The sequence below is a fragment of the Bacteroides congonensis genome (assembly GCF_900130125.1).
GTDB lineage: Bacteria > Bacteroidota > Bacteroidia > Bacteroidales > Bacteroidaceae > Bacteroides > Bacteroides congonensis.
On the sequence record NZ_FQXY01000011.1, the window covers coordinates 447,810 to 473,130 of the forward strand.

12 protein-coding genes are annotated in these 25,321 nt (G+C 43.1%); 7 read left to right on the plus strand and 5 right to left on the minus strand.

All coding sequences use genetic code 11. The features are described 5' to 3' along the window. The first annotated feature begins 189 nt into the window (after positions 1-189). Positions 190-2,523, plus strand: a complete 2,334-nt coding sequence (locus BQ7997_RS19255) for a beta-galactosidase (RefSeq protein ID WP_317045020.1) — start codon at positions 190-192, stop codon at positions 2,521-2,523. Between the two features lie 395 nt (positions 2,524-2,918). On the opposite strand, the gene tnpC is transcribed toward BQ7997_RS19255, so the two are convergent. The 5 genes from tnpC to BQ7997_RS19280 form a co-directional block, all read right to left on the minus strand. After that, positions 2,919-4,532, minus strand: coding sequence for an IS66 family transposase (tnpC, locus tag BQ7997_RS19260; RefSeq protein ID WP_073347687.1), 1,614 nt, complete (start codon positions 4,530-4,532; stop codon positions 2,919-2,921). A 69-nt stretch (positions 4,533-4,601) separates the two neighbouring features. After that, complete coding sequence (gene tnpB, locus BQ7997_RS19265) at positions 4,602-5,111, minus strand: IS66 family insertion sequence element accessory protein TnpB (protein ID WP_073347688.1); 510 nt, start codon at positions 5,109-5,111, stop codon at positions 4,602-4,604. A 537-nt stretch (positions 5,112-5,648) separates the two neighbouring features. Next, positions 5,649-7,733: a RagB/SusD family nutrient uptake outer membrane protein gene (locus BQ7997_RS19270; protein ID WP_073347689.1), complete on the minus strand. Its 2,085-nt coding sequence runs from the start codon at positions 7,731-7,733 to the stop codon at positions 5,649-5,651. Positions 7,734-7,757: 24 nt separating this feature from the next. Continuing rightward, a complete protein-coding gene (locus BQ7997_RS19275; RefSeq protein ID WP_073347690.1) occupies positions 7,758-10,889 on the minus strand; it encodes a SusC/RagA family TonB-linked outer membrane protein in 3,132 nt (1,043 codons plus the stop codon). Between the two features lie 188 nt (positions 10,890-11,077). Continuing rightward, positions 11,078-12,256, minus strand: coding sequence for a tyrosine-type recombinase/integrase (locus BQ7997_RS19280; RefSeq protein WP_073347691.1), 1,179 nt, complete (start codon positions 12,254-12,256; stop codon positions 11,078-11,080). Positions 12,257-12,651: 395 nt separating this feature from the next. On the opposite strand from BQ7997_RS19280, the gene BQ7997_RS19285 reads away from it, so the two are divergent. From BQ7997_RS19285 to BQ7997_RS19310, 6 genes are all read left to right on the plus strand, one after another. Beyond that, positions 12,652-13,662 (plus strand): fimbrillin family protein, encoded by a 1,011-nt coding sequence (locus BQ7997_RS19285; RefSeq protein WP_159436782.1) that lies wholly within the window; start codon positions 12,652-12,654, stop codon positions 13,660-13,662. Positions 13,663-13,743: 81 nt separating this feature from the next. Then, entirely contained in the window at positions 13,744-15,384 is a 1,641-nt protein-coding gene (locus tag BQ7997_RS19290) for a fimbrillin family protein (RefSeq protein WP_073347692.1), read from the plus strand. A gap of 66 nt (positions 15,385-15,450) precedes the next feature. Further along, entirely contained in the window at positions 15,451-18,642 is a 3,192-nt protein-coding gene (locus BQ7997_RS19295) for a SusC/RagA family TonB-linked outer membrane protein (protein WP_073347693.1), read from the plus strand. A 24-nt stretch (positions 18,643-18,666) separates the two neighbouring features. Continuing rightward, positions 18,667-20,700: a RagB/SusD family nutrient uptake outer membrane protein gene (locus tag BQ7997_RS19300; RefSeq protein WP_073347694.1), complete on the plus strand. Its 2,034-nt coding sequence runs from the start codon at positions 18,667-18,669 to the stop codon at positions 20,698-20,700. A 42-nt stretch (positions 20,701-20,742) separates the two neighbouring features. Continuing rightward, positions 20,743-23,574 (plus strand): SusC/RagA family TonB-linked outer membrane protein, encoded by a 2,832-nt coding sequence (locus BQ7997_RS19305; protein ID WP_073348464.1) that lies wholly within the window; start codon positions 20,743-20,745, stop codon positions 23,572-23,574. Positions 23,575-23,595: 21 nt separating this feature from the next. After that, positions 23,596-25,317, plus strand: coding sequence for a RagB/SusD family nutrient uptake outer membrane protein (locus tag BQ7997_RS19310; RefSeq protein ID WP_073347695.1), 1,722 nt, complete (start codon positions 23,596-23,598; stop codon positions 25,315-25,317). Positions 25,318-25,321: the final 4 nt, after the last annotated feature.

Here is a 25,321-nt window from a genome sequence, read left to right on the forward strand (position 1 = left end):
GCTACCACCATCCCCGGCCGTCACAAGGAAGTGCCGACCAGTGAAAGTGAGAAGGGACTGAATCATCGCATCTATTACGTAACGACGAAAGACTTCCGCACTTTCTCAAAGACAAAGATGTTTTTCAACCCGGATTTCAGCGTAATTGACGCTGCCATTGTGAAAGACCCGAAACATGAAGACCTGATAATGGTAGTGAAGAACGAAAATTCCAATCCGCCGGAAAAGAATCTGCGTGTCACACGTACAAGGAAAATAGAAAAAGGATTCCCGACTAAAGTATCGTCACCCATTACAGGAAAATACTGGGCGGAAGGCCCGGCTCCTCTTTTTGTAGGCGATACGCTCTATGTATATTTCGATAAATACCGTGACCACCGTTATGGCGCTGTCCGTTCGCTGGATTACGGCAAAACGTGGAAAGATGTTTCCGAACAGGTTTCCTTTCCGCAGGGTATCCGTCACGGAACAGCCTTTGCGGTTGATGCTTCCGTAGTGGAAGCGTTGAAAGAGAATTCCTGGTTTAATGACAAGGACCTGACATTGACAGGCGTCTATTATTATCCCGAACACTGGGATGAAAGCCAATGGGAGCGTGACTTCAAGAAAATGCATGAACTGGGATTTGAATTTACCCATTTTGCCGAGTTTGCCTGGGCGCAATTGGAACCCGAAGAGGGGCGTTACGACTTTGCCTGGCTCGACAGGGCCGTAGCTTTGGCTGCCAAATATGATTTGAAAGTAATCATGTGTACTTCTACCGCCACACCGCCTGTATGGATGAGTCGGAAATATCCCGAAATCCTGCTGAAGAACGAAGACGGCACTATCCTCGACCATGGCGCCCGCCAGCACGCGTCGTTTGCTTCCCTCCTGTATCGGGAACTATCTTATAAAATGATAGAAAAACTGGCGCAGCATTATGGAAATGACTCCCGCATTATCGGCTGGCAACTCGATAACGAGCCTGCCGTGCAATTCGACTATAACCTGAAAGCGGAACTTGCCTTCCGTGATTTCCTTCGTGCCAAATACCATAATGATATCCGGCAATTGAATGATGCGTGGGGGACGGCTTTTTGGAGCGAAGCCTATTCGTCTTTTGATGAAATAACCCTTCCCAAACGTGTGCAGATGTTTATGAATCATCATCAAATTCTGGACTACCGTCGTTTTGCGGCAACGCAAACCAATGATTTCCTGAACGAACAATGTCTGCTAATCAAGAAATACGCCAAGAACCAATGGGTTACTACCAACTATATACCGAACTATGACGAAGGGCATATCGGGGGTAGCCCTTCCCTTGACTTTCAGAGTTACACCCGCTATATGGTATATGGAGATAATGAAGGTATCGGTCGTCGTGGCTATCGTGTCGGCAATCCTTTGCGTATCGCGTGGGCAAATGATTTCTTCCGTCCGATACAGGGAACCTACGGCGTAATGGAACTTCAGCCGGGACAAGTAAACTGGGGCGGCATCAATCCCCAACCGCTTCCGGGAGCAGTCCGCCTATGGATGTGGAGTGTATTTGCCGGCGGAAGTGATTTTATCTGCACCTACCGCTATCGTCAGCCGCTCTACGGCACAGAGCAATATCATTATGGGATAGTAGGCACCGACGGAGTGACCGTTACTCCCGGTGGGAGAGAATATGAAACCTTTATAAAAGAGATTCGTGAACTCCGCAAGCACTATTCTCCCCGTGAAACGAAACCCGCCTCTTATTTGGCACGCCGCACCGCTATTCTCTTCAACCACGAAAACTCCTGGAGCATCGAACGGCAGAAGCAGAACCGCACTTGGGATACCTTTGCACACATCGAGAAGTATTACCGCACTTTAAAATCGTTCGGAGCGCCCGTCGATTTTATCTCGGAAGCCAAGAACCTGTCAGATTACCCGGTTGTCATCGCCCCGGCCTATCAATTAGCTGATAAAGCATTGGTAGACAAATGGATTACATACGTGAAGAATGGCGGAAATCTCGTTCTTACCTGTCGTACGGCACAGAAAGACCGTTACGGTCGTCTGCCGGAAGCCCCTTTCGGCTCTATGATTACCCCGCTGACCGGAAACGAAATGAATTTCTACGACTTGCTTCTTCCCGAAGACCCCGGCACTGTTATCATGAACGGAAAAGAATATTCCTGGAACACCTGGGGAGAAATCCTGAATCCCCCGGCCGATGCACAAGTATGGGCGACATATACCAACGAATTTTACGAAGGAAGCCCCGCGGTGACTTTCCGTAAATTGGGAAAGGGAACGATTACTTATGTCGGGGTGGACAGCCGTAACGGTGCATTGGAAAAAGACTTGTTGAAGAAGCTATATGCACAACTCGATATTCCGGTAATGAATTTGCCTTATGGCGTAACCCTTGAATACCGCAATGGCTTTGGAATTGTTCTGAACTATTCTGACCGGCCTTATAACTTTGACTTGCCGAAAGGCAGTAAAGCATTAATAGGAACACCGGAAATTCCTACGGCGGGCGTATTGGTCTTTTCAATATGAATATGAGATAGTGTATAATTCTTATCTTTGAATAGTTTTTTCCGTGTGGATATGAGCTAATTCGATTTCAGAAATAAACACGCACTTCAAACAAAAGTTTTCACGATTTACCCTCATACCCTCATAAATTTCTTCAAAGCCTTTATTCATCGTAGCTTCAGCTATGAGAGCAGGTCATGATAGCACCCTGAGAGTAACTTTTGCTCTCAGGGTATTATCATCCCATCCCCCTATAAAACATAGGATATACTAACGGGATATTAACGTTATCTCTTCGGTATCCTTTCGTTAGATTACGTAAGCATTCGGCCTCGTGCGTGTTTCTTTCCAAGCTATAATAAAGCCAAAAGCCAGACGTACTTCGTCTGGCTTTTGGCTTTATCAATCTTTCTTGTTTATCCTTTCCAATTAAATGGCAGTAAATCGGAGTAGTCGTTTTTCTCTTCTCTTTCTTTCTCCTGTACCCTAATCAACACGTCCTGCATCCATAGTTTCGGGTTCACCTTATTTTCCCTGCAACATCCCATCAGTGAAAAGAATATTGCCGCTGCATGTGCCGCCTCATGTGATCCGGAGAAAAGAGTGTTTTTTCTGTTCAAAGTCAATGGTCTTATAGAACGCTCCACCGGATTATTGTCAATGCAGAATTGTGCATCGTTGACATATCCGGACAGTTGTTCAAATCGTGTGTACATATAGAATATGGCCTTGGCAATAGGCGATTTCTCAACCGTATGTTCATATTCCTCCTTGCACCATTTTTCCAGTCCTTTGATAATAGGGTACGATTCTTCCTGGCGAAGCTTTACTACAGCCCCGCCTTCCAGATGTTCTATCCTGATTTTCTCCTCCACAGCATACAGTCTGCCTATTTGTTCAAGTGCATACCCTGCTCTGGGAGGGTCATTCCCTTCCGCTTCCACAAACTTGCGCCTGACGTGTGCCCAGCAGCACAGGTGTAACTTTCCGGGTAGCGTGTCGAACTCGTCATATACTGCAAAGCCGTCACTCTGTACCACCCGGACCTGTCCTGCCAGCAGTGTGTCTATTCCACTGCTGCCACGTCCCTTGTGATATTCAAAGAAGGGGGTATGGAACCGGGGCAGATAGAAGTTCCACATATACCCGCGGTGAAGGGCACCGGGACGGTCGCTTTCAAGTACGGGGTGGGGCGTCTCATCGGCCATGACGTAATAACTGTCCTTGACCAGTTCACGAAGCTCATTATAGACCGGCTCCAGACGCTGTGCGGCGGCCATCATCCAGTTACTTACGGTGGAAGGACTCAGATGGATGCCTTCACGCTCAAAAATGTCCAGCTGTCTGTGCAGAGGCAGGTGATCGTAATATTTGGCGGTAGCAATGTGGGACAGTATACTTTCCGACGCATTGCTGTGAGGGTGTGCCATTACGGGCATGGGAGCAGTCATGATACGACCGTCGGCAAGCCGGTATTTAGGGCGGATGATGCGTCTCACATAGAATCGCGCAGGGCTGACGGCATATTGTTCGCTCACTTCCTCCCCCAGCTTTGTCGCTCCCTCCAGGGAAAGACCTTCCGGCATGGGAATGATGATTTCCTCACGGGGAAGGGACGGGTCGATGGGCTTACGGGCGTGGGGAGTAATCTTTTTGGTGAAGCTCTTACGGAAACGGTTGTAACCATTCTCCGATTTGACAGATTTCTCAGCTATTTTCTGTTCTTCCGCTACCGGGTCATTGACATCGGACGGGGATTCGAAACAGATGCTCAATTGGCTGGCATCTTCGGGAAGATGACGTTTTTCACTGGATTTACCCCATAAACGGCGTGTCAAGTCAGCCAGTTTCCATCTCAAGTCAGCTATGACGGCTGTACAGGCTGAGATTTCCCCGGCCTGGCGGGAATACTCCTGCAAAGAGGCTTCGTATTTTCTCTGAAGTTCCGCATGCTCCTTTTCAAGACGTTCACGTTCCTTGCGCAACTCTTCGTACTCTTCCAAAGTAAGGGTAATGACTGGTTCTTTCACTGTATATCCACTTTTTTATTATGTGGCAAAGTTATCAAAATAAAGCTGTACGCCTTATAGGACGGGAGATTACTTTTCAACTGTTTTCCGATACTTTTTAACAGTAAGCAGCTCATTCAGGCGATTCCAGGAAATTTGAAGAAAATCCCTCTTCCGTTCGTCCTTTTTCAAGAGGAAAGAACCGTGGTTCAGACGACGGCATTCCAGACGGTATTCATCGTCGCACCGATAAAGGATATGCAACCTGCTACGGGAACGGTCAAGAAAAATATGGCAACTCTGCTCTGACACGTAAGAACCCGTGTGCCGGATGACCTCACCACAAAGACCGTCAATTCCTTTATGGAAATTACAACCTTGCGGATAAAGGTAATAAGACCAGAAAGGACTGCTACGGAAAAGACCAAGACCTAAAGGGAGAAGTAGGTCCTGAGGGGAATGGATACCAAGACTAGAAGCCGATACTTTATAACGACGACCACCGTCAAATATGAAAAGAACAGAATCAAAATGATTAGACTCAGACAAGAGACTACGCAGCTTTTCACTTTCATTAGAAAATACTAATACTGAACACATAATAGATTAAGATGATTATGAAGTCACAAAGGTAGGAAGGAAAACAAGGGAAAGAAACACGCACAAGGCCGAATGCTTACTAGATTACCGATATCACTAATTCGTCACGGCCGTGACAAATTCCTACCACGGCTGTGAAGAGAACCTACCATGGCCGTGACGAATAGTTACCACGGCCGTGGTGAGATAACACTACCGGTAATCTAATGAAAGAATACCGGCAGCCTAACGCAAGGATAAAGGCAAGATAACTAACACTTCCTTACTTCATAACTTATGTTTCCCTAAACAACATAGCTAGGAAACCCACATTAAAACACAACGTACTGAAATGAGTTAAACAGAATAGAAAAGATTCAAAACCGTACGGAAATGAATCAAATCCTATGAAGATTCTATTTGGTAGGATGCTATTGCTTTTATTAGAAATCAACAAAAGTGTTTATTAGTAATACAAGCTATTGCCACTTATACTTCTTGAATAAACCTTTATATTCAAGAAGTATAAGTGGCAATATCGACAATATCTATCTAAGATTAATATCCGGGATTCTGCATCGCTTTCTTTTCATCGTTAGTCAAGGCAGAGCCGCTTGCATTTGTAATACCGTCTAAGAATGCCTGTGGGATTGGGCGGTAATAATGTTTGCTTGGATTGAATTCGCCAATACCCCGGGTAGCACCGTCGTTGAATTTATGCCAGCGGTTATCCAATGTTTTGGTACGGGCCAAGTCTTCCCAACGTTGCAATTCACCGCAAAGTTCGCGGGTACGTTCGTTTAATAAGAAACACATCATCTTTTCGGCATTGGACGTACAACCTAATTCATTATAAATAGGGGTGTCAACGGCTGAATTATAAACGTCTGCCACGCTATTCAGTTTCATAGCTGATTTAGTTGAAGCCGTAGTCTCTGCACCTTCCATGTTATTGGATTCATAATAGGTGTTTTTATCCCAATAGATAGCACCTTCGTCAGAGTGACCACCACCTTTTCCTGAACAGTAAGGATTGTTCTTATAGGCTTGTCCACCGTCTACATTCTTGCTGCGGTCTTCCTTGTCTGCATAGCCGGCACGGTCGCGTAACTTATTAATCCACTCGATAGCTTTGTCATAACTGGCTTCACCTTTGCGGATATAAGCCTCGGCAACCATTAACACATCATCAGCCGAACGGGCAATGATAGCGTCACGAGTACCAAATTGTGAAGCGATAGAAACGCGGTAACCGTCACGGAATTTAGACAAAGCGACCGAGCGCTTGTGCGGGATAATATTGTAATAGTTGCCGGTCTTTTCACTGAGGTTCCAGCTATGGGATTGTCCTTTGAAATAACGTACATAAGTATATGTGTTGCACATCTTTCCGTCTTTCAATGCTGTATATGCCGGAGCGTTAGGGTATTCTTCATATCGGTTGTCACCCGGATTGTTGACAATGTATTTCATGCCCAGTTCACCGCCTTTGAAACGTTTGTCACCCTTGTTGACACCTGCCGGAGCATAAGGCATATCTTCTTCTGTCCATTCCGGGGCACTTTTTGTTTCGTTGGCTCCGTAACAAGTGATGAATGATTTCCAGAAACGGGAGTCGTTGACACGGTCGAACACTTGCATGGTATATTCTGTTGCACTGACGTACGAGAATTCACGTCCGCCGGAAATGTCACGTTTACAACCACCTATGTCATTGCCTTGATATACAGACGGATAATAAAGATGCATTTGGTTTCCATAACGTCCCCATGTTGATTCATCATTGGAGAATTGGGCAGCCAGAATTACTTCGCTGACTTTTTCGTTTGCACCGTTTGGCTGCTGGTAATCCCATAATTCTACATAGTCGTTGCACAGTGGATGTGCGTCTACCACTTCTGAACCATATTGGATAACTGCGTCCAAATCGGAAGATACATAATTCCCGTTCCAACCGCTATACAATTCGGAAGCACGGAACAGATGTGCTTTTGCCAGGAAATGGGCGGCTGCATATTTGTTGATACGTCCGACAGATTCTCCTCGTTCCGGCAGCAGTCTGTATGCTTCTCCGAAGTCGGATATTACCTGAGTGTATATTTCCTCTTCCGAGTTGCGTGTGAAGTAAGTTTCCGCACTTGTAGAAGGTTCCAGTTTCAAGGGTACGCCGCCGAATTGTTTCACCAGTTCGAAATAGGCATAAGCTCTCAGGAAGTGGGCTTCTCCCAAACGGGTGTTGTAAGTAGGCGAACTTGTATTGTAATATTGCGGCAAGTTCTGAAGAAGTATATTGGCCGGTTCAACCAATCCGTAATAGTTATCCCATATCGGTTGGTTAGCGGCATTTTCTGAAGAATTCAAGTCCTGGCTGTAATGATTCCATGCCGGTATCACATTGTTGGCGTCGGTAAATTCGTCCACTCCCATGTTATAACATTGGATTCCCCAGATATAATTGAATTTGAATTTCAATTTTTGATAAGCTCCGGTTACTAATTCATCAAGACCTTCCTGTGTCTTGAAACGGTCGGTACTATATTGGGTCTTTAGCTCTTCGTCAAGGAATGATTCGCTGCACGAAGTGATCGAACCGCCCATAACACTGGTTAGTATAGCTGCGAATAATAATTTATTTATCTTCATAATGTTCTTACTTTTAATTGTTTATTAGAATCCGATATTGACACCAATGACAAAACTCTTTAAAGTAGTGGGTGAACCGAACGTTTTGGTATTGTTGTCATAGTTCACTAAATCGGTATCCAGAAAATCACACGCCTTATAGATATTGAATGGATTCATTGCCTGAACATATAATTTCAGGTTATTGATACCCAGTTTGCCCAATTGTTTCGGAGTAAAGTTGTAACCTAGTGAAATGTTACGCACTTTTATATACGAACCGTCCTGGTAATTCATGGCACTGTTGTAAGTATCTGCTCCTTCACCGTTGGATCCCGGTGAGTAGTATCTTGCATTTTCATTTGTTCCCGCTACCCAGTAGTCAACCTTGCGTTGCATATAGCGGCCGTCAAGTGTGACAGCACCTTGTGGTACGGTGAATCCCCAGCGTGACAGAATGAAGAAAGATAGTTCAAAGTTCTTGTAATTGAAAGTGTTGCTCCAACCGCCTGTCCAGCGAGGGCGTACATGACCTACAATCTTTTTATCATCATTAGCATCTATCTTATCGTCATTATTCAAATCTTTCACTTTGATTTGTCCCGGTTTACGTCCGTATTTGGCAGCTTCTTCAGCTTCTTCCGTTTTCCATATGCCGTCATATACCCAGTCATAGTAAACACCTATTTCTTCTCCTACAAACCATTTGTTGTTTACATCTTCCGTTCTGCCGTTGGATAGTTCGTCAATCCGGTTTCTATCCATAGACCATGTCAGGGTTGTACTCCATGAGAAATCTTTCAGTTGTACCGGGATTGCGTTTATTTGCAGGTCAATGCCCCAACCGGATGTCTTGCCTACATTCGAATAAGTAGAAACATAACCGGTCAATGAAGGAATTGTCATTTCCAACAGCAAATCGTTCGTCTTGGTCTTGTACGCGTCAATGCTACCGCTGAGTCGGTTGTTAAAGAAACCGTAATCAACACCGACATTGTATTGGGTCGTTCTTTCCCAGCCTAAAGTCGGGTTTGCCATTTTTGCCGGTTCTTTTTGTGATGGATCCGAAGGTACATAGCCTAATGAAGAATCATTTTGTCCCCAGTTGTAATATAAGCCGGTGATTGCTCCTTTGGTAGCGTAGGCTTTGATAGCCGCATTACCTGTGACACCAACACCAACACGGAGTTTCAACTGATTAAGCCAACTGACATCTTTCAGGAAATCTTCCTGATCCATTCTCCATGCAATGGCTGCAGAAGGGAAGCTCGCCCATTTGTGTCCTTCGGCCAATTGCGAAGCACCGTCCCAACGCATAGATGCAGTTAATAAGTATTTGTCTTTATATCCATAGTTCAGGCGAATCATATAAGATGCCATTTGAGTCTCTGTCAGACCTGTACCAAAAGAATTCAGTGTACCGGCAGAACTCATATTATACCACAATTCATCTGCCGACGCAACATTGGTAGCTCTCATATCTCCCATTTCGTAATGGTAAGCCGATGCTGATTGCATCAATGTCAATCCCAGATTATGTTGCCCTAATGTCTTGTTGTAATAGATAAGGTTATCTAATGTCCATGCACGTTTCTGTTCGTTTTTATATTGTGCGCCGTTATTACCGTCGCCATTGATACCGTCGGCTGCATTGGCAACTCCCAATGTATAGAATTGAAATTCAGGGCCGAACTGGATACGGTAGGACAAGCCTTCCAACGGCTTCCACATTTTGCCAAAGTCAATTTGTGAATACATGCTGGCTGATGCACGGAAGGTACGACGCTGATTGGTATTATAATCCAGTTCACGAATAGGATTGATGATATTGACATCGCCACTCGGATAGCGGATGTATTCATTGTTTTCATCATAAGGCACTGTCCATGGAATCATGCTTCTCAATGCGCTGTAGAAATCACCGGAACCGGTTACGGATTTAGAGAAACTATAACCGTAGTCTTGGGTAGAGTAGGAAGCGTTAATGGAAGTTCCCATTTTGAACCACTCCACCGGGTTTGAGTCAAATGAAGTCTTTAAGGTATAACGTTCATAAGCCTGGCCGGGTTGTGTACCTTTCTGATCCATATAGCCGAATGAAGCATACCCTTGGAACTTATCCGAACCGCCGGATGCGCTTAATGTATGTTCATGGGTAATTCCGGTTTGTTTGCCGTGGGAAGCCCAATCGTAAGAACCGACTTTGGAAGGGTCGTAATTACCGTTTGACCATGCCTGTTCGATATTTTTCCAAGAAGCAGTTACACTGCCGAAGGCTGCTTTATCCGCTTCGTACGTCGGAGTAGCGGATGCATAGGAGCCTGCATTGTATTTAGCTATACGGGCATAGTCCAGCCATTCGGATGCAGACATCATTTCTGTTACGTCATGCAATGTTTCAAAGGTGACAGTACCGGAATAGTTTAAAGTAACTTTCCCTTGTTTCCCTTTTTTAGTAGTGACAAGGATGACACCGTTGGCACCACGCGAACCATAAATAGCCGTAGCCGAAGCATCTTTCAGAATATCAATAGCTTCAATATCGGAAGGGTTGATATTTTCAATACCGCCATTTTGAATAACCATGCCGTCAACAACATACAACGGCCCTTGTTCGGCATTGATAGAGCGTTGCCCGCGAATATTGATATTTCCTACTTCACCGGGTCGTTGGCTGGAGGTGATGTCCACACCTGCTGTTTTTCCTTGCATTCCTTCCAAGGCATTCTTTACAGGCATTGCTTTCAGCTCTTTTTCTCCAACCCGCGCCATAGCACCGGTCACGTCGCTTTTTTTCTGAACGCCATATCCCACAACTACTACTTCATCCAACGTTTCCGAATCTTCTTGAAGTGTAATCTTGAAATTAGTATTTCCTACGACAGAAATTTCTTGTTTCTTATATCCTATATAAGTAACTGTTATCGTACCTTTAGCCGGTACATTAGAGAGGGTAAATTTACCATTCAAATCTGTTATAGTACCATTGGTAGTGCCATTGACCAATACACTGGCACCGATAACAGGCTCTCCTGTAAAATCAATGACTGTACCTGTGACCGTTTTATTTTGGGCATAGGCTCCAATTATTAAAAAGGAGAGCAAAGTGAGGAAAAATAGCCGTCGGATAGTATCCTTACAGGCGTACAGGTGATTACCTTTTTTGTTGCTTTTCATACTTTAATTGTTAAGTTAAACAAAAGTTAGATTCATAATTTGAAATGAAAGCATTGTATATAAAGCAGTTATAAAATTGAGAAAGTTATCTTTAGGCAACGATGAGGTAACCATTGAAATCGTTTCAACAGTAAAAAGAATATAGCAATAAAAGAAATGCCCCAAGGTGAGACAAACAGAGCAACCTTTTACAATAACTGGTTTAATATCTCCCTGAATACTTTATCAGCATGTTCCTGCATGATTTTAATATAGTTGAATATAGGACGATTGTTTTTCATACTATGCCCTATGCAATACTCAATTTTTTCAATCTGGATTCCTAAATTGTATCCGTGTTGTGCAAAGGTTTTTCGAGCAGAATAATAAGTGACTTTTTTCTTTATTCCCGAGAGTATTGAGACTTTGCCGATATGGCGGAAAATCAAACTGTATATCTGTTTATAAGATGAATACTTCCCGAATTTCAGATAGCCTTCTTTTGTCAAATATTTATCTATAATTACTTTTGCTTCAGGTTGCAGAGTAAATACGATTTCATTCTCTCCTTTTTTACTATTACGTGTTTTATGACGTATATAGCGCATATAATCTTTATCTTTAAAATTGTATGTCAATAAGTCTCTCAGGTTAATACCACCTAGATAATAAGTAAGCATAAAAATATCTCTTGCTATAGATAAAGAAGACTTTAAAAGATGAACATTCCGTATTCTCTTTAATTCATCTATTGACAAATCAAGCTCCCGTACATTACTTGCCGGCATTTTAAAGAGAATAAAAGGATGAATAGAATAGGTTACATAATTCATCTTTCCTGCATAATTCAATATCACCTTTATCAAAGTTAGATATATTCTGATAGTTGTATCTGACAAATTCTCTTCACGAAGAACTTTTGCAAATTCTTGTATATGCAGAGGGGTTAACTGAATCAAGGGAAAATCTCCTTTCATATATTTAATAAACCTATCGGAAGCTATCATATAAAGTTTATAAGATTTTTCCCGTTCTTCTCCTTTCATGAAATTCATGTATTCTCTTGCGACAGATTGAAAAGTTATTCCTTTTTTCTTCTGTTCATAGTTAATGATACGTATCAGTTCAGTGCATGATATTGCAGGTAAATAACTGATTGATGTAACTATTTCTTCGTACTCGTTTATTAGTTTTCGTAAACAAGCATTCATATTCGCAGCGTTCTCATGCCTGATAACTCTACCATTTTTTATCTGACTGGTAGAATCCAAAGTAAACTGAGTAGATATGTATCTAGTTTGCGAATGATGTGCTACTGCTATCCTTATTCGATGTCTACCATTTGATAGTTTTTTAGTTGGAACAATTACAATTGAAAAATTCGCCATATCATTTTTAGGTTTATAAATTACTATTTCCCATACAATAAAATAGAAACATAAAGTCTCATAACCGTTAGCCGCAGATTAAAAATCCGGCTTGTAGCATGGAATATCGTGCAAAAGACGGTATTTTCCATGCATATGTACGATTCTGCATTGCTATATTTTGATTTACTCGCTATGTTTGCAACACTTTTTCACAGCTATAATGTGAAAAGGCACTTAACAAAAAAGAGAATCTAACTTTTGTTTAACTTAACAGTTTAAAGTATGATAAACTTATGGAAAGCACTACCTCTCACACATACTCGTCAGAAAGAATTTAGGGGAGTATTCCTTACTATTAATAGAGAATTTATGTATGAATGAAAATATATTTGTTTAACTTTAATAAACATGGTATGAAGAAAAACTATGTAACAGCTGCTCTTGCTTTGCTACTTTTAGCGGGGTGCAGCAACGATGTCAAGGAATCTGATATCAAATTCTCGGGAGATGCAGGCGCTAAGGTTTCTTTTAGCGCAGTAATCAATGATCATGAGGCAAGTGATCTTGTTACCAGAGCTACAGAAACGAGTTGGGAAGCGGGTGATCGTGTAGGTATCACTTGCGGTAAAGACCAAGTGAACGTTGAGTATCAATATTCCCCGGACAATACAGGACTGTTCACTGCTGTAAACGGAAAGACAGAAGATATCTGGGTACTCGGAACCCAGACGTATGATGTATCGGCTTATTATCCTTTCACAGGAACATCCGGAACGGAGCCAATAGCACTAGAAGTCAATACCGGTACCGAGGTGCAAACTAATACGGAAACCCGTAAGCAAATTGACTTCCTTTATGCCACAGGAATTGCGACGAGCCAACAGCCCAATGTGCAGTTGTCTTTTCACCACGTGATGAGCCGCATCAAACTTACCTTTACTCCTGGTGAAGGTGTAAACTTGTCTGATATAACCTGTTATCTCATCGGTTTGAAGCAGGAAGGTACATTTAATCCCGTTACAGGTGTGGCAGCCGTTAGCAGTGCTGAAACAGTGAAACCGGAAGATATCATTTGGGATGGTGATCGTAAAGTTGGCGCAGCTAATAACTACACGGTAGAAGCTATCTTATTACCGCAGGTTGTCAGCGAGAAAGTCTGGATACAGGCGGGAATGAGCGGAAACTATTATGAGGCTACCTTTACTAATCTGACAGAACTGAAACCCGGTCATTCATATAACTATACGATTGAAGTAAATAAGTATGAAGACAATGAATATGTATTGAAAATCACTCAAGCGACTGAAATTGTTGGCTGGATCACGGGAGACGAAGGCAAATATTCACCGGATGCAGGACTTGCAGGAACAGACTCTTCAGTAACGAATCCTAGTTGGGAACTGGAGGAAGAAGAGATTGACTGATTACTCCATCAATAGTCAACGTTACCTATTTTTAGAGTGACAAAACAAAGAATATTTTAATGAATAAATAATATCTGATTTATGAAATATTATAATTATATATCCATGCTGCTACTTGTAGGTTTGGCAGTACTGACATCTTGCAACCAAGATGAGAACATTGGCAATGAAGGAAATCCTATGCAGGGTTTCCAAGTTTCCGTAAGTGACACCGGATTTAAGACTGACAACGCTACGCGTGCTACTGAGAATGATTATGCTACTATATTTACGAATGGAGATGCTATAGGTATTTTTGCTGTACGCAACGGAGAAATTGTAAGCAATATAAATAATGTGAAATGTACTATGCAGGATGGCGCATGGGTAATGAATGCCTATATAGAATATAAAGAAAGTGAATTTAATGCAATGAAATTTTATGCCTACTACCCATACAGTGAAACATTCAATTCAGATACGGACTTTGAAGCATCTAAAACGTTAACAGACGGTGATCCTTTTGAAAAATATGTGGCGAATTGGAAAATAGAAGCCGATCAAGATGAAACCAATTATACGAAATATGACCTAATGACAAGTGTGGGAAAGGCCTCTGGACAACGTCTGAAAGGAGAAGTTTCTTTCATCATGCAACATCGAATGGCACTTGCTGTTCTTCAAATGCCGGAAGTCATATATAATTTCACGAATACAGATGTAACTATTGACGATTATGCTCTGCCTACTCAAGCAGGAACATTCAAACTAAATAATCAGACGGCGAATCCATATGAGCAAGAAATTGGAGATAAGACTTATTATCGCTTTCTTATAAATCCGAATAAAGAATTTACTATTGCAGGATCTTATATCACAAGCAAGGAAGAAAAGACTTATGACCATACAGCTACGTTAACAAGCGGACAGGCTAAACTGTATAAAGTCAAGAATCCGGAACCGATAAAACATTTGCTTTCAGTTGGTGATTATTTGTGTGAAGATGGTTCTATCGTAAGCAAAGATGCCGACGTGCCCGAAAACGCGGTTGGTGTAGTATTCTATGTCGGTAATCCGCAACCATCAGTAACGCATCCAGATAAATATGTAGAGGCAAAAGATCCATTACGTCGTGATTATCCCGAATGTAAACATGGGCTGGTATTAGCTTTAAAGAATGCACTGGTAGGTACTGCTGAAACAGGACGGTTCAACACAAGTAATAAACACTACTACAGCACTTGGTTTAAGAGTGATGAAAAATACATGAATAGTTACGTAGATACGGAAAGAGGAAAAAATGTTGCTCCTATTGCAGGATTCCAAGGTTACAACAACACGGTTCTCATGGAAGTTGGCGCAACTATGAGTGATGATTATAAGGCAGGTGCTGGCAATGGATTAATAGCTTTGCAAAACTATCGTGCAGACAATGCAACTCCTGTAACCACAACTGGTTGGTATTTCCCTTCAGACTCAGATCTTATCGCTCTCAAACAAGTAGTGGTTACTATAAATTCCAGCATTGAAAAGGCTAGTGGAACAATATTGGTTATAAATGATGGTGCTACTGAAAAAGGTAGTTTTTATTGGTCAAACACCGAGCGTAATAATGAATGGATGTGGGTTAACACAATGGGGAGTGGAGCTGACGCTTCAGGTCCTGCAGAAAGTGGTTCTCTCACAGCAAAACGCTATGCAAAAGATAATGACGGATTTTTCCGTATGATGCTTGCTTTTTAAGGTACTTTAATAATACCTGATTAGGGCAATATTGATTGCTATTATTATACCATTTATGTGAAAAATATGAATAAGAAAAACTACATAAAAAAGACAACTTTACCTGTCGCTCTGTTTTTCTCTTTCTCTTTGCTACCGGTATTCGGTAGCCAAGGTCAGGCTTATGCTGCCATAGACATTGTCCAGCAGCAGGGCGTGATAAAGGGAACCGTAGTCGATGATAAAGGAGAACCGATTATCGGTGCAAATGTACTTGCCGAAGGCTCTGCTACCGGCACAATCACCGATATAGACGGTAAATTCAGACTTAATGTAAAGCCTGGTACAAAACTGAAAATTTCTTTTATTGGCTATGCCGATCAGACTGTAGTGGCCAAAGATAATATGAAAATTGTGTTGGCAGAAGACGCTACCGCACTGGAAGAAGTAGAGATTGTGGCATACGGTGTGCAAAAGAAGGTCAGTGTGACGGGTGCTATTGCCAGTGTGAAAGCCGAAGATGTGATGCGTACTCCGGTAGGAAGTATCTCCAATATATTGGGAGGGCAGATGAGCGGTTTGACCACAGTGCAGTATTCCGGTGAACCGGGTGCGGATGCAGCGGATATTTTTGTACGTGGTAAAGCCACCTGGGCAGATTCCTCTCCGTTGATTCAAATTGACGGTGTGGCACGTGATGCGTCGGACATGGCACAGCTCGATCCGAATGAAATAGAAAGCATTAGTATATTGAAAGATGCTTCGGCTACGGCTGTTTTCGGTATCCGTGGTGCCAATGGTGTAGTGTTGATTACCACTAAACGCGGTAAGGAAGGAAAAGCGAAAATTTCTTTCACGACTTCTGCTTCCGTGTTGATGCCGACCAAGATGGTAGAACAGGCAAACTCATATGAATATGCAAACTTCTACAACCAGATGCTTGCCAATGATGGGAATGATCCTAAATTTAGTACAGAAGTCATTCAAAAATTTAAAGACCATTCCGATCCCATCCGTTTTCCGGATGTCAACTGGGTGGACTATGTGATGAAAGATGCTACCCTTCAGTCCCAACACAACCTGAATATTTCCGGAGGAACTGACCGTATACGTTACTTTATTTCGGCCGGTGCTTATACACAAGACGGTCTGTTCAAGGAATATGACCTGCCCTACAATCTGAGCTATCAATATCGTCGTTTCAACTACCGTACCAACTTGGATATAGATGTGACGAAGACAACCAAATTGTCATTCAACATCAGCGGTAATGTGGACAACTCGGATAAACCGAACAACAGTGGCGGTACTTCTTCCATCGTGAGAAATATTTATTATACAACTCCCTTTCATAGTCCGGGCATCATTGACGGAAAAATGGTGTATACCACTGATGATGAACAAGCGGACGGTTTACGTCTTCCTTTTACAGGAACCAATGATGCAATGACATACCGCAACGGTAAATCAATTCATGCCAGCAATAATAAACTCAGTATGGATTTGATGTTGGAACAGAAACTGGATTTTATAACCAAAGGATTGAACTTTAAACTGAAAGGTGCCTATAACAGTTCTTTCACTGTAAATAAAACCGGTGAATGCGGCATTGCTTCCTATACGCCGATTCTTAAGGATGACGGTACGATTGGTTATAAGAAGAGTGGTGAAAACTCTGACGTGAAATATGGTTATAATACGGGTAAGGCACGTGACTGGTATATGGAAGCAGGTTTCAACTATTCCCGTTCATTCAATAACCATAACGTGGGCGCGTTGCTTCTTTACAACCAGTCAAAAGAATTCTATTATTATAAAAGCTCCAGTTCAATCTATCGGGATATTCCACGTGGATATGTTGGTTTGGTAGGACGCGTCACTTATGATTGGAAAAGCCGTTATCTCGCCGAATTTAATATCGGTTATAACGGCTCTGAGAACTTTGCCCCCGAATCTCGTTTCGGTGTATTTCCGGCAGGCTCTTTCGGATGGGTGATGAGTGAGGAAAAATGGTTCAAAGCCATGAAGCATTGGGTCAGTTTCTTGAAATTGCGCGCCAGCTTCGGTTTGGTAGGTAATGATAAAACGAAAGACAAAGATTCCCGTTTCTTGTATGTTCCCGATCCCTATAATACAAATATGAATGCGGAGGCAGGCAGTGGCGGAACCGGAAACTATGGTTATATTTTCGGCGTGGAAAACAAGACTATCAGCTTGGGGTCGTCCGAAGCTTCAAAGAATAATCCGAATGTAGGATGGGAAAAATCATTCAAACAGAACTATGGTATCGATATTAATTTCTTTGATGACAAACTGAGCGCAACAGGAGAATATTACCGTGAACACCGTACCAACATTTTGTTGCAAAACGGACAAGCACCCGGCATTCTAGGGTTTGCTATGCCATGGGCAAATCTAGGTGTTGTGGATAGCTGGGGATGGGAACTCTCTCTGAAATGGAACGACAAAATCGGGAATAACTTCCGTTACTGGGCGGGCGTAAATCTTTCGTATAATCAGAATGAGATTATCGAAAATATGCCGGCTCCTCAACTGTATGATTATCAGTATCAGAAAGGTCATCGTATCGGAGCACGCAAGCAGTACGTATTCTGGCGTTATTATGACGAAGAGACTCCTGAACTTTATGAACAAACTTTTCATCGTCCGTATCCCGACCAAAAGATAACAATAAAGAACGGTGATGCTGTATTTATGGATTTGAACGGTGACCGTATCATTGATAACAATGACATGAGCTACGATTATGGTTATACAGACGATCCGGAATATATGATTGGTATCAATTTGGGATTTGTATATAAGAATTGGGAGGTTAGCACTCAGTGGACAGGCGCATGGAATGTAACGCGTATGGTTTCCGATGTATTCCGCCGTCCGTTCCGTTCGGCTTCTGAAAACGAATATGGAGGATTACTTTCATACCATTTGGATAACACATGGACAGAGGAAAATCCGTCGCAAAGTGCTAAATATCCGCGAGCTAGTTTTGTCAATGGGGAACATAACTACGCTGATGCCACGCTGTATGAACAAGACTCCAAATATTTGCGCCTGAAAACATTGCAAGTGGCATATAATTTCAATTTTCCTTTTATGAAGAAATTGGGAATGAACACGATGCAGTTGGCTTTCAGTGGATATAATCTGTGGACCCTGACTCCGTATCTATGGGGTGACCCTGAAGCACGAGCTAGCAGTGCGCCGGCATATCCATTATCAAAGACCTATACATTAAGTTTAAAAGTAGGATTCTAAATCAGGTATATAAAGTATATTATTATGAAACATATATATAAATGGATTGTTAGCGCACTGGTTGTGGTTTCTATGATAACTACGTCATGTGTAGATGAAATAAAGTTTGGAAATTCTTTTCTGGATAAAGCACCCGGAGGATCGGCCACTATCGATACCGTATTTGGAAGCGCTATTTATACCCAGCAATTCCTGACCGGTATTTATAGCCGTCAATATTATGGGTTGCCGTATATGAATAGAGATTATCCTCAAATCCAAAATTCATGCGACTTATATACGGGAAAATTTGAGGCTTTGAGTGACTGTTGGCATTTGCATTGGGCAGGTGCAGGGCTTCAATCTCAATATTATGCCGCTTCTCATACGGCCTCTTATAGTTATCGTCAGGATAAATTCAGTTTTCTTCAAGAATGGGTTTGGGAAGCTGTACGCTCCGGTTATATTTTATTGGAGAATATTGACCGGGTACCTGATTTAAGCGCAACGGAAAAGTCACGCATGATTGCTGAAACCAAATGTCTGATAGCCGCCCGTTATTTCGATATGTTCCGCCATTACGGTGGTCTGCCCATCCTGCGCGGCACTTTTACCGGTACGGAAGCTGGTTTTGAAATTCCGCGTGCCACAGTGGAGGAAACGGTGAACTTTATGATTTGTTTGTTGGATGATGCTATCAATGCGAACATTCTTCCCTGGGCTTACGACGGCAGCACGGCAGCCAACAGCCAGTCTTATGTAGGACGGTGGACGAAAGCCGGTGCGATGGCTTTGAAGTGTAAAATCTGGCAATTTGCCGCTTCACCTTTGTTCAATGATGTGCAGGGATATGCCGGCGGTTCTTCTCAGGCAGAGCAACAACATTTGGTGTGGTATGGCGGCAAACGTCCGGAACTGTGGAACAATTGCCTGGAGGCTTGCAAGGCCTTCTTTGAAGAAAATGAAAAGAACGGCAATTACTACCAATTGAGACAAGCCAGTGCCAATACTCCATCCCAATATCGTCAGGCTTACCGTATGGGATATATTTTGCAGGGTAGCAGGGAAGTTATTCATTCGGTGCGTGTGAGAGAAAGTGACAACCATAATAATGGTAATTATCAATGGCACAAATGGCAATCGGATGTGAAACGTTTGAATTACAATCCGACACAGGAATATATTGAAATGTTCCCGTGGGCAGACGGTACTCCGTTCAACTGGGACGCATTGGCAGCCGAGGGAAAAGAGGCACTGAATACCATGTTTGCCAAAGGAGAGATTGACCCCCAGACGCATTATCAGAAAACGGAACTAACGCGTGACCCCCGTCTGTATGAGACAGCGCGCATCAACGGCACTCCCACTACTTTGGACTGGACTACGGGAGAAATGGGACAGCAGCCTTTCGAAGCATGGGTAGGCGGATATCATGCAGGTATGGATCCTAAAAATGAGTCGGAACTGTTTGCTACCGGTTATGCCAACTTGAAATATTGGCTGGGAGATGAATACATACGCCAACCTCTTCAATGGGTATATCTTCGCTATTCCGATATTATGCTAATTTATGCAGAAGCATTATTGCAAGCTAATAATGACAACGTGGGTGCCTTGGAATGGATTGACCAGGTGCGTGCCCGTGTAGGAATGAAAGGTCTGGCGGTATGCAATCCGGACAAAAATCTGACAACCGACCACGATGCCTTGTTGGAAGAACTTCTGAGAGAACGTGTTTGTGAGTTGGGTATGGAAGACAGCCGCTTCTTCGACCTTATTCGTTACAAACGTGTAGATTTGTTTGAGAAGCGTCTGCATGGATTGCGCATTTACCGTATGGGATATACGAAAAACGAGGATGGTAAAATGGTTTATGGACGTATTGAAAAGCAGTGGTATGGTCCTGACCAGAATAGTAAGATGGATCAGCCTACAGACTTCGAGTATGAGAAATTTGAACTGAAAAACCCTACTCGCCACTGGTGGGATCATGGATTTGACGCTAAATGGTATCTCTCTCCATTCCCGCAGACTGAGATAAATAAAGGTTACGGATTGATTCAAAATCCCGGATGGTAATGAGTGAGACACATGAATAACATGATATTTGAACATCAATTTATGAAAAAATATAAAATACTGATAATGGCATTCCTGGCATGTTCGGGCATCTCTGCCGGAGCACAGGAGACAAAACAAGACACCGCAGTTGTGACGAGCTATGCCGCGCAACCGGTTGATGTGGGAGCCAACCGGACATTTACCCGGGCAGAATCGACCGCTTCCGTCTCTACTGTCTATAATGATGAGTTTGACAAACGGGCGGCAAAGAATATTTCCCATTCCCTCTATGGGTATGGATTGGGATTGGTGACTCTCCAAAACGGGGGTAATTATGCCGGAGCTGAACCTACATTTTATGTAAGAGGCGTACAAAGCCTTTCCAGCAGTTCGCCATTGATCTTGGTGGACGGGATAGAGCGTGATATGAATCTGGTAAGTCCCGAAGAGGTGGAATCTGTTTCGGTACTGAAAGATGCCGCTGCCGTAGCATTGTATGGATATAAAGGTACAAACGGCGTTATCTTGATTACTACCAAACGAGGAAAATATGAAAGCCGGGAAATAAAATTCACATACGACCATGTAGCGAACTTTATGTCACGTAAACCGGAATTTGTGGATGCTGCCACGTATGCACAGGCTGTTAATGAAGCGCGTGGTTATGAAGGCAGCTCTGCCCGATATACTCCGGGAGAAATCAAGGCATTCCGTACGGGAGCTTATCCTTATCTCTATCCGAATGTAAATTGGCTGGAAGAGACTTTCCGCAATTCGGGAGTATCTAATAAGTACACCATGGAGCTTCGGGGCGGTGGTACTAAATTCCGTTATTATACAATGGTTGACTTGTTGACTGACAAAGGCTTTGTAAAGAGTCCGAATGAAAACGACGGCTATTCTACACAGAATAAATATTCACGTGGTAACCTGCGTGCCAACTTGGATATTGACTTGACCAGTACTACACAATTGAAGTTGAATTTGTTGGGCACGTTGACGGAATCTAGTCGTCCCGGCAACTCTGCCGATTTGTGGAATATGATTTACAGTCTGCCGGCTTCTGCTTTCCCCGTAAAAACGGAAGACGGGGCATGGGGAGGTAATAACACGTCATGGCTGGGTACTTCCAATCCGGTGGCTCAATCACAAGCCGCAGCGTACGCCAAGGGGCATACACGTAATCTTTTTGCCGATTTGACATTGACCCAAGATTTGTCCGGTTTGCTTAAAGGTTTAAGGGCGAATGCCATGCTCGCCTACGATAGTTACTCTGCTATCTGGGAAGATCATAGCAAAGCTTATGCCTATGCAGGTTATACCCCTACCTGGAATGAAAATGGCACTCCTTCTTATGTTATGACTACAGGTGGAGAGCCGACAGAAATGGGTAAGGATGCCAGCATTAATGACTGGAAGCGTCGTTTCAATTTTGCCGCAAGCATTGATTATACACGTTCGTTCGGAAAGCATGATTTGTATACACAAGTGAAGTGGGACTATGAATACCGCGACAGTTATGGATTGAATACGACTATTTATCGTCAGAATGTATCGTGGTATACTCATTACGGATTTAACAAACGCTATTATTTGGATTTGGCATTGGTGGGTTCAGAATCCAGCCTTTTGGCTCCGGGTCATAAGTGGGCGTTTTCTCCGACAGTATCTGCCGCATGGGTGCTGTCTAATGAGAACTTCCTGAAAGATGTTTCGTGGATTAACCTTTTGAAACTGCGTGCTTCTTTCGGTGTAATTAATGCCGACTATTTGCCCAAAGACGGGGATGATACGGTATATGACTATTGGACACAGATTTATACTACTATCGGTACGGTCTATAATTTCAACAACAGTTATCAGTCCGATTTCGGTTCTACCTTGCTTAATCGGCTGGCTACGGTTAATTCCACGCACGAAAAGGCTTATAAATATAATGTCGGTCTGGATGCTATGTTGTTTGGCGGACTGAATATGACTTTGGAAGGCTATTATCAGCGTAGAAAAGATATATGGGTTTCTTCCAACGGTAAGTATACGGACGTGCTGGGTATGGATGCCCCGTTCGAAAATGCCGGTATTGTAGATAGCTGGGGAGTAGAAGCCGGATTGGATTATACAAAGCGTTTGGGAGAACTGACGCTTAATGTAGGCGGTAATTTCCAGTTCCACCGCAATGAGATTAAGGAACAACTGGAAGAACCGAGACTTTATGACAACTTGATACAGACCGGAAACCGGGTGGGACAGATTTACGGCATGCAGGCTGTAGGATATTTCCAGAGTCAGGGGGAAATCGACAAGAGCCTGCCGCAATCATTCGGTACTTTAAAACCCGGCGATATCAAATATCAGGATATCAACAGCGATGGTGTGGTTGATACGGATGATAAGATAGCTATCGGCTACAGCACTACTGCGCCTGAAATCTATTATTCATTTCATTTGGGAGCCGAATGGAAAGGATTGGGATTTGACGTATTGTTTCAAGGTACAGCCAATTATTCTGCCATATTGAATACGAAAGCTATGTTTTGGCCTGCATTGAATACAACTAGTTTGTCTACCTATTACTACGAAAACCGCTGGACACCGGAGAATCGGAATGCCCGTTTCCCGCGGCTGACTTCCGAAAGCAACGGAAATAATCATCAGACTAGCACCGTATGGGTAGTAGACCGTTCGTTCCTGAAATTGAGAAATGCGGAAGTGTACTACAAACTGCCGAAAACTTGGTTGCGGAAGAGTGGATTCATCAGCAATGCCAAAGTATACGTCAGAGGACTTGATTTGCTTTGCTTCGACGGAATGGATGTGGTAGACCCCGAATCTTACGGAGTGACCAATCCGCTGAACAAGAGCATTGTGTTTGGATTGAATATCGGTTTTTAATCACAAAAACAATATGAATATATGAAACTGAATAAATTGATATATGGTATTCTGACAGCGACTGTCCTGTCGGCATGTGCGGACAAAATGGAATACCATGAATACAACAATTATGACGAAGACTACGTAAAACTCAATTTCGGTAACGTGGGCGGTTTGATTACCGACATTTACCTGAAACTCGATACAGACTTCGGCAATTATAATGGAGCCATGCTTGCTTCGGCCACAGATGAAGCGGAATATGCTTATACCAGCAATGACATTGTCGATTTTTACGACGGTTCCTGGAGTGCGACAAATGCAAAGAGCAGTATGTGGTCTACTTGCTACGAAGGCATTGCCAATTGCAATCACTATTTGGAGAAGTTTACAGGACTTACTTTTCCTGAGCTTGAGTTGAATGACGATTATATAGAACAGATGGGACGTTACAACAACTATCCCTACGAAGTACGTTTCTTGCGGGCTTATTTCTATTTCAATCTGGTGCGTCAATACGGGGATGTTCCTTTTGTCGACCACATGTTAGATGCAGAAGAAAGTAACACGTTGACCCGTCGTCCGGCAAAAGAAATATTCGACTATATCATTTCCGAATGTGATGAAATTAAAGATTTGATTATCGAAGATTATTCAAAAGTGGACAGACCGATTCAGCCGGTAGAAGGTGGCCGTGCGAACAAACTGACGGTTTTGGCTTTGAAGGCTCGTGCAGCCCTTTTTGCTGCCAGCCCGTTGTTCAATCCGACCAATGATTCAGAATTGTGGCACCGCGCTGCTCTGGCAAATATGGAAGTGGTGAATGCTTGCGAAGCTGCCGGAATGACACTAGTTCCTAAATATGAAACACTGTGGGCGGTCAAGAATTATTCGGATGGTATTAAGGAGATAATTTTCGGACGTCGTGCCAACAGAGCAACCAGTACTACAGAGTCATATAACTATCCTGCCGGACTGACAGGTAGCAAAGGAGGCAATTGCCCTACGCAGACATTGGTGGATGCGTACGAGATGAAGGAAACCGGTTTGTGTTGGGATGAAGAGGGAAGCGGATATGAAGCAAATAATCCTTATGAAGGACGTGACCCGCGTTTTGAACTGACCATTGCTCATAATGGCTCAACTTGGCCGAAATGGAATGAAACTCCTCTCCAGACCTTTCAGGGTGGACTGAACGGACAGCCTATTACTGGAGGCACGCCTACGGGTTATTACCTGAAGAAACTTTGTCATGAAGAGATTGACCTGCGTGATAATAGTACATATAAGTCCGACAATCATACTTGGGTTACTTTCCGCTTGGGTGAGTTTTACTTGAATTATGCTGAGGCTTTGTTTAAATATCTCGGGGGTGCTGATGAGACGAGCAGTGAGTTTGTAGATAATGCCGGAAAACAAGTCACTGCCCGTGATATGGCTTCGAGAACCCGTATTCGTGTCGGTATGCCTGAGTTCCCCATCGGCATGCCAAAGGAGAATTTCTGGAAGAAGTACCAAAATGAACGTATGGTGGAACTGGCTTTCGAAGGACATCGTTTCTGGGATGTTCGTCGCTGGAAAGAGGCAGACAAGTATTTCAAGAACATTGATGTGATGAAAATAACCAATAATGGTGACGGCTATACGTACAATCGTGAGACGGTGACTCGTATGTGGGATGACAAGATGTATCTGTTCCCTATTCCGCGTACAGAGATTATGAAAAACCCGAATCTGACGCAGAACCCGGGTTGGAATTAAATAT

Coding starts and splice junctions, on each gene's coding strand:
- BQ7997_RS19255 (WP_317045020.1), top strand. CDS start 190: ATGGTAGTGAAGAACGAAAATTCCAATCCGCCGGAAAAGAATCTGCGT.
- tnpB (WP_073347688.1), bottom strand. CDS start 5,111: ATGTGTTCAGTATTAGTATTTTCTAATGAAAGTGAAAAGCTGCGTAGT.
- BQ7997_RS19270 (WP_073347689.1), bottom strand. CDS start 7,733: ATGAAGATAAATAAATTATTATTCGCAGCTATACTAACCAGTGTTATG.
- BQ7997_RS19275 (WP_073347690.1), bottom strand. CDS start 10,889: ATGAAAAGCAACAAAAAAGGTAATCACCTGTACGCCTGTAAGGATACT.
- BQ7997_RS19280 (WP_073347691.1), bottom strand. CDS start 12,256: ATGGCGAATTTTTCAATTGTAATTGTTCCAACTAAAAAACTATCAAAT.
- BQ7997_RS19285 (WP_159436782.1), top strand. CDS start 12,652: ATGAAGAAAAACTATGTAACAGCTGCTCTTGCTTTGCTACTTTTAGCG.
- BQ7997_RS19290 (WP_073347692.1), top strand. CDS start 13,744: ATGAAATATTATAATTATATATCCATGCTGCTACTTGTAGGTTTGGCA.
- BQ7997_RS19295 (WP_073347693.1), top strand. CDS start 15,451: ATGAATAAGAAAAACTACATAAAAAAGACAACTTTACCTGTCGCTCTG.
- BQ7997_RS19300 (WP_073347694.1), top strand. CDS start 18,667: ATGAAACATATATATAAATGGATTGTTAGCGCACTGGTTGTGGTTTCT.
- BQ7997_RS19305 (WP_073348464.1), top strand. CDS start 20,743: ATGAAAAAATATAAAATACTGATAATGGCATTCCTGGCATGTTCGGGC.
- BQ7997_RS19310 (WP_073347695.1), top strand. CDS start 23,596: ATGAAACTGAATAAATTGATATATGGTATTCTGACAGCGACTGTCCTG.